Genomic DNA, 10,140 nt, shown 5'->3' with positions numbered 1-10,140 from the left:
ATCGTCGCGGTCAACAAGGACCCCGAGGCGCCGATCTTCGAGCTCGCCGACTTCGGCGTCGTGGGTGACCTGAACACCGTCGTCCCGCAGGCCACCGAGCAGATGGCTGCACGTTGAGCAGACGGCTGGTGGACCTGACGACCACGATCGTTCCATCGCGGAAGGATGACCGGCACACTTCAACGCTCCCGACCGGACCTCGTCCCGCTTCCGCTGCACGATTCGGGAACTCGATGCCCATGCGGGCCTGTCAACTTTCTCGCAGCCAGCGTGAAGGTGGTCGCGGGAACGCCGGTCGCCGCCTGGATCTGCCGCACCGTCTCCCGGTCCCGGTTGGGGCCGAGCCACTACCCCGTAGTGCCCTTTCAGGCCACCACGTCGGCCTCCGCCGTCCTGAGCAGCTCCGCGGCGGTGACCATGGGGGTGTGGTCGAACTGCCCATCGGCGTCCGGCTCCAGAGCAATCCGGGTGACCTCGGTCCGCGTGAAATGCACGGTGACATCGGTCCATCCCGCAGCGTCCGGTAGGGCTGGAGTTCCAGGCCGGTGTTCGACGACGGCACGACCATGCCGATCCTCCAGAGTCGCCCCGGGCACCCGGGGTTGACCCCGGCGCCGGTGGTGGTCGCTTCACGAACGACGAGGCGGGGGAGGAACCTGCCGTCGAACCGGGATCGGCGAAGACGCCCTTCGCGACCGCCACCTGCCCGCGCAGACGATCACCGACGGCCCTCGCGTGAGGGGGAGCCCCTCGGAGGGCGAGAAGCCGGTGCCCAGGCCGAGCTCGTCTTCTGCAACAGGGCGGACCTCCTGCGGTCGAGGAGCCGATCACCCTTCAATGTGACAGTGCCCGTCCACCCTCCGGGGATCACTACGCGGCCGGCCGCGTCAATCGACCGGCGTGCGGCCGGGAGGGCACGGGGGCACCGACGGTCCTCTCTCCGGTGCCGGAGGGGAGGGCGGCCCGGACGGGCACCCGGCTGCGGTCGCGGTTGGCGGTGGTCGCTGTTCAGGTGGACCGACTCCTGGGCGAGGGCCCGCGCGACCTCGGGGACCGACCCCGCTGGCGCTCGCGCGGCGGACGGGCGAAGCTGCCCTTTGCGAGTGCATGCGTAGTCGAGGCTCACCAGGACCTCCACCTATCGGCCGCGGCGGAGATGCCATCCAAAAGACCGGGATGTCACGGCCGGACCAGCAGGGGATGTCCGGCGAGGACGACGACGGCGGCGCCGTCCTCGCCGGTAACCGTGTGAGCCAGCACCAGAAGGCGATCCCTCCGCGTCAGTCGATCCCCCGGCGGATGAGCCGCCCGCGCGGGGTCTCGTAGTCCACCTCGGTGCCCCGGACGAACGTGCGACGGACGACCCCGGACAAGGTCTTCTGGTGGTATGGCGTCAGCGGATTCCGGTGGTGGAGCTTCCCGGCGTCGACCACGAAGGCCTGGTCGGGCGCGAAGACCGCCAGGTCGGCGTCGTAGCCCAGTGCGATCCGCCCCTTGGACCGGAGCCGAAGCCGGTCAGCGGGGCGGGCGGCCATCCACTCGATGACCTGCTCGAGGCCGAGACCCCGTAGCCGCGCCTCCGTCCAGACCACTGCCAGGCCCAGCTGCACCGAGGCGATTCCACCCCAGGCGACACCGAAGTCCCCGTTCTGCAGGTCCTTCAAAGCCGGGGTGGAGGGCGAGTGGTCGGAGGCGATGTAGTCGATCGTGCCGTCGAGCAGGCCCTCCCAGAGCTGCTCGCGATTGCTCGTCTCACGGATCGGCGGGCAGCACTTGTACTCGGTGCTGCCGTTCGGTATGGCCTCGGACACCAGCGTCAGGTAGTGCGGGCACGTCTCGACGGTCAGGTCGAGCCCGTCGGCCTTGGCGGTACGCAGCATGGGCAGGGCATCGGACGACGACAGGTGCAGGATGTGCGTGCGTGCGCCGGTCCAGCGGGTGCGCTCGATGACCTCGGCGATCGCCAGGTTCTCCGCACCCCGGGGCCGCGAGGCGAGGAAGCGGTCGTAGACGTCGCCCTCGGGGGCCGGGGCGCGGTCGATGGAGCGCGAGTCCTCGGCGTGCACGATCATCAGCGCGTCGTAGCTGCTCAGCACCTCCAGGTACTCCTCCAAGTCGTCCGGCCCCAGCGGGGGGAACTCGTCGACGCCGGAGTGGAGCAGGAAGCACTTGAACCCGAACACGCCGTCGTCGTGCAGCTCGCGGAGGTACTCCTTGTTGCCCGGCACGGCGCCGCCCCAGAAGCCGACGTCGACGAAGGCCTGCGGTGCCGCGATGAACTGCTTGAGCTGTAACGCCGGGCGGTTGACCGTCGACGGGATCGAGTTCAGCGGCATGTCGAGGATGGTGGTAACGCCGCCGGCCGCGGCGGCCTTGGTGGCGGTGGCGAAGCCCTCCCAGTCGGTGCGGCCGGGCTCATTCACGTGCACGTGCGCGTCCACCAGGCCGGGGATGAGGGTCTCGTCGTCGGCGAGGGTGACGACCTCGTCGCCCTGCAGGTCTGAGCCGAGGGGCTCCAGGGCGGTGATCCGGCCGTTCGTGACACCGATCTCCCGGGCGACGATCCCCGCCGTCGTCAGGATCCGGGTGCCCCGGACGACCAGGTCGAAGCCCGTGGACCGCGGGGTCACGCTCACCGTGGGGTCGGCGGCGACGTCCTCCCCCCGTTCGGCGCGCAACCGGGCGAGCTGCTCGAGGATCGTCGCGGGGTCGTTGACGGCAGCCAACTGCTGACGGGGTCCACCATCGGACATCGGTCGCTCCTGGGTCGGGGTGATGGGAAGGCAAGGCTGCAGGTGGCCGCCGAGCTGCTCGAGGAGCAGGCCGGCGGCACCCTGCCGCATTCGGGTCCGGGTCGAGCTCGGTGAGATAGAAGGCGCGGCCGGAACCCGCCGCGTACCTCTGTTCCTCGGTGGGGTCGTCCGGCCGCAGGCGGCGACCGGTCTCCGGCGGTCCGGGCTGGGTAGGCGACTTCAGTAGCGTCGTGCCACCAGGCTCCGCTCGTCCATGCTCCCTTCTTCGGTGACGAGAACGACGACGTCGACGTCGATGAGCCGTCTCGTCCAGCGCGATGGGGTCGAGTGCCACGTCGATTCCGGGCTGCAGTTCGGCACCGAGGGCGGGGAACGCGGCAAGACGGCGTCTCACCGAGCCGGACCGTCTCGCCGGCGTATGGGCGAAGACGTGCGCGACTGAGCCGTCGGGTGGGCCGGTCACGGGGCGGCGACCCGGAGCCGCCTCACCGGCCCCCGGTCACGGGCCACCCGGTCATCTTCTTCGGCCGTGCTGGCGCGTAGGTGCGCACTTTCGAGGTGCTCAGCTGCATGCGCACGAGGGCTTCGGCCACGGTGACCGCCGCCGCGACCCCGTCGACCACTGGCACCCCAGTGCGCGCTCGCACCGCCGACTCGAGCTCGGCCATCCCGCCGCAGCCAAGGCAGATGACCTCGGCGTGGTCGTCGCGCACCGCTGCGGCGGCCTGCTCCACGATCGCCTCGACCGCACGCTCGGGGTCCGCCTCGAGCTCGAGCACCGCCAGACCGCTGGCCCGGACCGAAGCGCAGCGGCGGTCCAGGCCGGCGACGAGCAGCCGGTCCTCGATCAGTGGCACCGCCCGGTCCAGGGTCGTGACGACGGAGTAGCGGTGCCCCAGGTACATCGCCGTCGAAGCCGCGGCCTCGGTGATGTCCACGACCGGGACGTCGAGCAGCTCCTGCAGCCCCTCCCGGCCGTGCTCCCCGTAGCCGGCCTGGATGACGGCGTCGAACGGTTCCTCGTAGGCCAGGACGCGGTCCATGACGGCGACCGCGGCCAGGTAGCTCTCCAGGTTCCCCTCCACCGACTCCGCCCCGAAGGCCGGAGTGAGCCCGACGATCTCCGTCCCGGGCAGCGCCACGCGGCGGGCCTGCTCCGCGATGCCCTCGGTCATGGACTCGGTGGTGTTGACGTTGACCACGAGGATGCGCATGGGTCGTGTCCTTTCGGCTGGTGTCGGCTGGGTCAGTGGCGCACTGCGACGGCGATGGACTCCCCGTCGACGTCGGTGAAGGTGCGCGTCCGGTCGGCGATGACGTAGTAGATGAGCGCACCGAGTCCGGCCGCGATGAACCAGGAGAAGGCGGCGAACACGGCTAGGCCCTCGACGAAGGCGAACAACAGCGCGATGGCCGCCGACGGGATGAGTGCGGCGATGGCCCGCGTGTTCACGCCGTTGCTGTACGAGTACTCGCCGGAGGCCTTGTAGGTGTACAGGTCTGGGACGTTGATCCGCTGGCGACGCAGCAGCCAGTAGTCGGCCATCACGATGCCGAACAGCGGGCCGAGGAAGGCGCCCAGGCCGCCGAGAAAGTAGAGGATGACGGCCGGGCTGTTGTAGAGGTTCCAGGGCAGGATGACGAAGCCGATGACACCGGACACGATGGCCGCCCGACGGAAGTTCAGCGTACGCGGCATCAGCGCGGCCAGGGCGAAGGAGGGTGCGACGAAGTTCGCCATCAGGTTGACCGCGATCGTCAGCGTCAGCAGGGCCAGGGAGGCGAGCACCAGCAGTGGGGTGTTGCCGATCGACTCCACGACATCGGTCGGACTGCTGATCACGCGCCCGTCGATGGCCAGCCGGCCGCCGGTGAGGACGACGACCACCAGACCGAAGAACAACATGTTGACCGGGATTCCCCAGAGGTTTCCCAGGGCCACGGACCTCTTGGACTTGGCGCCGCGGGTGAAATCGCAGAAGTTGAGGACGAACGTCGCGTAGATGGCGACCCAGAGGGCGCCGCCGCCCAGGATCTGGATCCACATCTCGGACCCGCTGAGCTCGTCGGGCGGGGACCAGGCGATCGAGCCCCCCGCCTGGATGAACACGTACAGGGCCAGCGCCACGAACGTGGCCAGGATGATCGGTCCAGCGAACGCCTCGTACTTGCGGATCATCTCCATGCCGTAGCAGGCGATAACGACCTGTACGGCCCACAGGACGCTGAAGCAGATCCACGACAGGTGCGACAGCCCCAGGGTGCTGCTCTCGGTCAGGGACTCCAGCGAGGGGAACAGGGCAATCAGCAGCACGTTGCCGACGAGCGCGGCGAGGTAGGTCTGGATGCCGAACCAGACGATCGCCACGCCGCCACGCAGCAGGGCTGGGATCTGAGCGCCGCGAACGCCGAAACTGATCCGGCTCATGACCGGGAAGGGCACGCCGGTCTTGACGCCCATGTAGCCCGACAGGTTCAGGAGGAGGAACAGCAGGGCGGCGCCGACACCGATGGCGGTGAGGATCTGCCAGGTGCCCAGGCCCAGGGCGAAAAGGCCGATTGCGAACGCGTAGTTGCCGAGGCTGTGCACGTCGTTGGCCCACAACGCGAAGATGTTGTAGGCGCTCCAGGTCCGGCCTTCTCGCCTGGTAGGCGCCAGGTCCTCGTTGTAGAGGCCAGGGTCCACCCCGGCGGGCACCGTCTCGGCAGGGCCGTGCAGGGCCGCAGACGGCCCGACGATGGTGTTGCTCTCTGCCGGGTTGCCGGCGGGTGATGCTCCGCTCATGGGGGACTCCGGTTTGGTATACGAAACGGCTTGCGAGGGGTAACCTGCATCACACGGACCTCGGTGTCAAGGCCCCCCTTTTCATCCAGCAGAAGACAGAGTCCGGATGACGGAGCAACGCGGTATTCGTGACGGGCCCGACGTCTGCGCCCGCGATCACGCTGCGTCCAGGTGAGCTCGAGTTCCAGGCGACGACCGAGCTCGGCTGCCCTCGTTCCGGGATGCGGATCGTTGGAAACGACTCCCCGAGGCGAAGATCCGTCCATGACTTCGGCGCGGCCGGCCACGCGATCAGCCGGATCCTGTAGAACGCTGCCCGGCGGCAGGAACCTCGTCGCCTGCGATCACTGCGCGGCTCATCCATGCCGGGCAGAAGTACACCCCGAGCGCCGCGGGTGAGCGCCGCGCATCCCAATCCGGTGACCCCGTCGCCAGGACCCTGCACGAGGCACTGATGGCAAGACGGGCGGCTCGACCTTCAACGCAGGGGAGGAGACCTGAGCGCCACGGCGAGAGTTGAAACGACACGGTTGACGTCTCGTATACCATCACAGTACGGTGCACATGCCAGAACAAGTTCCATATTGCGGAAATGCGTTCATACCGCCTCGTCGTTACGCCGCCAACCTGTCGATCATGTTCACCGAGCTGCCGCTCCTCGACCGGACCGCAGCGGCTCATGACGCTGGCTTCTCCGCCGTCGAGTTCTGGTGGCCCTTCCAAGACGCCGTGCCGGGGGACCGCGAGGTCGACCACCGCAACCCAGTGGCGCTCTACGTGGAGTGCCGGCTCGCCGACGTCGTCCGCAGCACGTGGCTGCGCGGCCGTCCGGTCGAGGTGGACCAACCGCGCGGGTAATTGCTGGTCTGGGGCAGTGCACGAGAGGCAGTGAACGAGGGACAAGGCATGAGGGACAGGGGCATGGGCAGCACCGACGACACCACCATCCGAGCCGCACCGGCGGCTCCAGCGGAGAGGACGACCGACGTGACGTCGACGACGAACGCCTACTACGTGCCACGGGGGGGCCTGCCCGGGCAGAACGAGCTCACTACGAACCGGGCGATGTTCACCGAGGCCTACGCCGTGCTGCCCAAGGGAACGATGACCGACATCGTCACCAGCAACCTGCCGTTCTGGGAGCGGACCCGGCTGTGGGTCATCGCCCGGCCCCTCTCCGGTTTCGCCGAGACCTTCTCCCAGTACATCGTGGAGGTGTCACCGGGCGGCGGCAGCGACCGGCCGGAGACCGACCCCGCCGCCGAGGCGGTGCTGTTCGTCGTAGAGGGCAGGCTGCGGCTGACGATCAGGGAGGCATCCCACCGGCTCGAGCCAGGCGGGTACGCCTTCCTGCCGCCGGGCGCGGCGTGGACGCTGCACAACGAAGAGAACGAGCCGGCGCGCTTCCACTGGATCCGCAAGGCCTATCAGCGCGTCGACGGGATCGACGTGCCTGAGCCGTTCGTGACCAGCGAGCGCGATGTCGAGCCGCTGCCCATGCCGGACACCCACGGCGTCTGGACGACGACCCGCTTCGTCGACCAGACCGACGTGCGCCACGACATGCACGTCAACATCGTCAACTTCGAACCCGGCGGCGTGATCCCGTTCCCGGAGACGCACGTGATGGAGCACGGACTCTATGTGCTGGAGGGCAAAGCCGTGTACTTGCTAAACAAGGACTGGGTTGAGGTCGAGGCCGGCGACTTCATGTGGCTGCGCGCGTTCTGCCCGCAGGCCTGTTACGCTGGCGGCCCAGGGCGCTTCCGCTACCTGCTGTACAAGGACGTCAACCGGCATGCGCCTTTGAGCCGGCAGCTGGTCTAAACCAGCGCGGTCCCTGCCGTGGGCCCGGCGGTGCGGCCGACCCGAAGGCCACGCAGTCCCACCTGCACGGCCGAGCCCCGGCTCGCCGTCGTAAGGGCCCTATGCGATCCGGTGCATCCGGGGTGGCGAGCTCTCGGGGATGATCTACCCGTGGAGACGTCCGAGGAGCCGACGTCCGGGTCCCTGGCCGCCACAGCCGGCCAGCCGCTGCGTGATGTGATCCGGAAGAAGATCCGGGTGCGTACCGCCGAGGGAATGTGGACGTCGGGCACCCGGCTGGTCGAGCGCGACCTGGCCGGGAGTTTGGGGTCTCCCGGGTGCCGGTGCGGGAGGCGCTTCGGGCCCTGGAAAGCGAGGGCTTCATCGAGCTCCTGCCAAGACGGGGAGCAGTGGTCGCAGCTGACGCGATCCGTCGTCGCCGACCTCTTCGACATCCGGCAGGTCCTGGAAGCGCTCGCCGCCCGGCTCGTCGCCGAACGGATCGACGACGAGGGGCTAGCTGCAAGGCTGTGTAGTTGGCGGCCCGGGCCGGTTGGTCAAGGGCCGGGATCGTCTAGGACCTTGATTGCTGGTCGTGGCCTGGTAGCTGGGGCCGCGCAGGCGGCCCTTGGCGGTGTTGCGGGCGTAGTTGGAGATCGCCCGCTTGACCGCCCGAGGCGTGGTCGGCAGCGCCGGTCGGGCAGCAGGTGATCGAGGACCTGGCGGCCGATGGCGCCGACGAGGTCGACGACGGTGTCGGCGATGACCCCCGACACGTGCCGCTCAGCCGCTAGTTCGTCTGACGACGGGGCGACCGACGGTCGGGGGGATAAGGCACGATGCCGTCGTGGAGCTGCCAGTCCAACCGGCGTCCCCGTCGGCCGATCATGTGGACGACGTACCGCTGCGCGACGTCATCCGGGAGAAGATCCGCACCGGCATCGCGGAGGGGACGTGGCGTCCGGGGACCCGGCTAGTCGAGCGCGACCTGGCCGAGGACTTCGGGGTGTCCCGGGTGCCCGTCCGGGAGGCACTGCGGGCGTTGGAGAGCGAGGGCTTCGTCGAGCTGCTGCCGCGGCGCGGTGCCGTCGTCCGGGTCCTGACCAGGTCGGTCGTCGAGGACCTCTTCGACATCCGCCAAGTGCTGGAGGTGCTCGCGGCCCGGCTGGTCGCCGAGCGGATCGATGACGAGGGTTTGGCCCAGCTGGCCGCGTCGGTCGAGCATGGTCGCCGTGCGCTCGATGCCGGCGACCATTCGTGGGCTGGCACGGCAAACACGGCGTTCCACGAGGACCTGTTGCGGCTGACGGGCAACGATTCCCTTCGCGCCGTGCTGCAGCCGCTGACTGGCCGGCTGCGCTGGCTGTTCCGCCAGACCACCGACCACGAGCGGGTGCAGAGCGAGCACGAGCAGCTGCTCGCCGCCATCAGGATGCGTGACGCCGAGCTCGCCGCCGCCGTGGCCCTGGCGCACGTGCGGGCCAGCCGGCACATGGTCGTCGACGGCATGCCCGGTGAGGCCTCAGAACCGTAGCGGTCGACAGCAGCGGCGCCTGCAGGGGCTGAGTTGGCTAATCGAGCGGAGACCCGCCGCGCTCAGTGGGCCGAGGAGCGCTCACGCGCTGCTCGGCCCACTGAGCTGGAGGCGTGCGTGCACTTCGATGCGGTGCTACCGTCGCGGAATTACGCCGTCCCGGTCAGCAGCCGGCCCCACCGCGGTTCCAGTGGTGCGGCCCCGGCCATCGTCAGGCACCGCCAGAGCGTGACGGCGACCGAGTCGAGCACGGGCACCCTGGTCTCCGACTCCACCTGTGCGACCACCGGCGCGCCGTACAGGTTGGTGCACACGTAGGCCAGGGCGTCCGGACGCCGTCCGTCCGCGCCGTCGGCCAGCTCGCGCGAGAGCGGCACGAGCTCAGCCGGCCGCACATTCGCGAACTCCTCGTTCACCTCCAGCCCCAGGTGCCGCTCGCCCACGACCGTCGTGCCCTCGGCGGCGTACCGCTCGCCGATGGCCTCGTTGACATCCGCCGTGTACGGGGTGAGCAGACCGAGGTGGCGGACGCCGAAGGCGGCGAAGGCGTCGAGGTAGGCCAGGGTCGACGTGGTGGCCGGTACGCCGGTCGCCGCGGTGATCTCCCGAACCAGCGCGCGGTCGCCGTCCGGGCCGAGCCAGGATCCGGCGGTGCCGTTCCAGGCCACGACGTCGACCTCTGCCGTCCGGAGCAGCCGGGCCGCGGTCACCATCGGGCGGATGTCGAACTGCCGGTCCGAGTGGGCGTTGAGGGCGATGCGGATGACCTCGATGCGGGTGAAGTGCACCGTCACGTCTGTGCGCTCGGCCAGCATCCGGTAGGTCTGCGGCTCCAGGCAGGTGTTCGACGAGGGCACGATCATGCCGATCCTCGTCGGCCGGCCGGCCATCAGGGCGGTCCTGCGGGCAGAGCCCCCGCCGTCTCGCGGATATCGCGGCGGGGGAGGGATAGCTCCCTCGGGTGGGGCTCATGGCACCTGCCGCCGTCGAGGGCGGCGATGCGCATGTCCCGGACGTCGACGTGGCAGGCCTGCGTGGCGGTCGAGTCGACGACGGCGTTGGTGACCAGCAGGTCGAGCATCGTGCTGACCTTCGGCTCTTCGGGGAACGGGGAGCGGGGAGGGGCCGAACCGGGGGTGCGTCCCCTACGCGTGGCTGATGTGTTACTAAGGAGATCGTTAGTAGCTTGATCGCTGACCCGCGCGCGGAGACCATTGAGGAGTGCGGGAGGACGACGGCCGCAAGCTCGACCACCAGACGCT

10 protein-coding genes are annotated in these 10,140 nt (G+C 69.4%); 4 read left to right on the top strand and 6 right to left on the bottom strand.

All coding sequences use genetic code 11. The features are described from left to right. Window positions 1-365: 365 nt before the first annotated feature. The 4 genes from CNO22_RS29815 to CNO22_RS22480 form a co-directional block, all read right to left on the bottom strand. Window positions 366-494, bottom strand: a complete 129-nt coding sequence (locus CNO22_RS29815) for a hypothetical protein (protein ID WP_269799620.1) — start codon at window positions 492-494, stop codon at window positions 366-368. 786 nt (window positions 495-1,280) lie between these two features. Beyond that, window positions 1,281-2,753 (bottom strand): allantoinase AllB, encoded by a 1,473-nt coding sequence (allB, locus tag CNO22_RS22490; RefSeq protein ID WP_100501494.1) that lies wholly within the window; start codon window positions 2,751-2,753, stop codon window positions 1,281-1,283. A 485-nt stretch (window positions 2,754-3,238) separates the two neighbouring features. Beyond that, window positions 3,239-3,967 carry an aspartate/glutamate racemase family protein gene (locus CNO22_RS22485; protein ID WP_100501492.1) on the bottom strand — a complete coding sequence of 243 codons (729 nt, stop codon included), beginning with the start codon at window positions 3,965-3,967 and terminating at the stop codon, window positions 3,239-3,241. Between the two features lie 32 nt (window positions 3,968-3,999). Continuing rightward, on the bottom strand, window positions 4,000-5,538 hold the full coding sequence (locus CNO22_RS22480) for an NCS1 family nucleobase:cation symporter-1 (RefSeq protein WP_100501491.1): 1,539 nt from the start codon (window positions 5,536-5,538) through the stop codon (window positions 4,000-4,002). Window positions 5,539-6,174: 636 nt separating this feature from the next. Here CNO22_RS22480 and CNO22_RS28545 point away from each other — a divergent pair. The 4 genes from CNO22_RS28545 to CNO22_RS22455 all read left to right on the top strand — a co-directional run bounded on the left by CNO22_RS28545 (window position 6,175) and on the right by CNO22_RS22455 (window position 8,878). Beyond that, window positions 6,175-6,396, top strand: coding sequence for a hypothetical protein (locus CNO22_RS28545; RefSeq protein ID WP_198588525.1), 222 nt, complete (start codon window positions 6,175-6,177; stop codon window positions 6,394-6,396). 63 nt (window positions 6,397-6,459) lie between these two features. Next, the gene (locus CNO22_RS22470) at window positions 6,460-7,365 is read left to right on the top strand and encodes a bifunctional allantoicase/(S)-ureidoglycine aminohydrolase (protein ID WP_100501489.1); all 906 of its coding nucleotides are present in this window, start codon (window positions 6,460-6,462) and stop codon (window positions 7,363-7,365) included. A 257-nt stretch (window positions 7,366-7,622) separates the two neighbouring features. Then, complete coding sequence (locus CNO22_RS30225; RefSeq protein WP_100501487.1) at window positions 7,623-7,880, top strand: GntR family transcriptional regulator; 258 nt, start codon at window positions 7,623-7,625, stop codon at window positions 7,878-7,880. Between the two features lie 311 nt (window positions 7,881-8,191). Further along, complete coding sequence (locus CNO22_RS22455) at window positions 8,192-8,878, top strand: GntR family transcriptional regulator (RefSeq protein WP_198588524.1); 687 nt, start codon at window positions 8,192-8,194, stop codon at window positions 8,876-8,878. Window positions 8,879-9,027: 149 nt separating this feature from the next. Here CNO22_RS22455 and CNO22_RS22450 read toward each other — a convergent pair whose 3' ends face one another. Together CNO22_RS22450 and CNO22_RS22445 are read right to left on the bottom strand one after the other, a co-directional pair. Beyond that, window positions 9,028-9,741 carry a maleate cis-trans isomerase family protein gene (locus CNO22_RS22450; RefSeq protein ID WP_100501493.1) on the bottom strand — a complete coding sequence of 238 codons (714 nt, stop codon included), beginning with the start codon at window positions 9,739-9,741 and terminating at the stop codon, window positions 9,028-9,030. Window positions 9,742-9,767: 26 nt separating this feature from the next. After that, the gene (locus tag CNO22_RS22445) at window positions 9,768-9,959 is read right to left on the bottom strand and encodes a hypothetical protein (protein WP_100501483.1); all 192 of its coding nucleotides are present in this window, start codon (window positions 9,957-9,959) and stop codon (window positions 9,768-9,770) included. Window positions 9,960-10,140 lie beyond the last annotated feature (181 nt).

Source organism: Geodermatophilus chilensis (assembly GCF_002802985.1).
GTDB classification, from domain to species: domain Bacteria; phylum Actinomycetota; class Actinomycetes; order Mycobacteriales; family Geodermatophilaceae; genus Geodermatophilus; species Geodermatophilus chilensis.
The sequence above is the reverse complement of the archived record's forward strand: the minus strand, read 5'-3'. Positions and strand labels throughout refer to the sequence as shown.

What these genes read in the sequence shown, in the direction of transcription:
- allB (WP_100501494.1), bottom strand. Translation starts at nt 2,753, where the DNA reads ATGTCCGATGGTGGACCCCGTCAGCAGTTGGCTGCCGTCAACGACCCC.
- CNO22_RS22485 (WP_100501492.1), bottom strand. Translation starts at nt 3,967, where the DNA reads ATGCGCATCCTCGTGGTCAACGTCAACACCACCGAGTCCATGACCGAG.
- CNO22_RS22480 (WP_100501491.1), bottom strand. Translation starts at nt 5,538, where the DNA reads ATGAGCGGAGCATCACCCGCCGGCAACCCGGCAGAGAGCAACACCATC.
- CNO22_RS28545 (WP_198588525.1), top strand. Translation starts at nt 6,175, where the DNA reads ATGTTCACCGAGCTGCCGCTCCTCGACCGGACCGCAGCGGCTCATGAC.
- CNO22_RS22470 (WP_100501489.1), top strand. Translation starts at nt 6,460, where the DNA reads ATGGGCAGCACCGACGACACCACCATCCGAGCCGCACCGGCGGCTCCA.
- CNO22_RS22450 (WP_100501493.1), bottom strand. Translation starts at nt 9,741, where the DNA reads ATGATCGTGCCCTCGTCGAACACCTGCCTGGAGCCGCAGACCTACCGG.
- CNO22_RS22445 (WP_100501483.1), bottom strand. Translation starts at nt 9,959, where the DNA reads ATGCTCGACCTGCTGGTCACCAACGCCGTCGTCGACTCGACCGCCACG.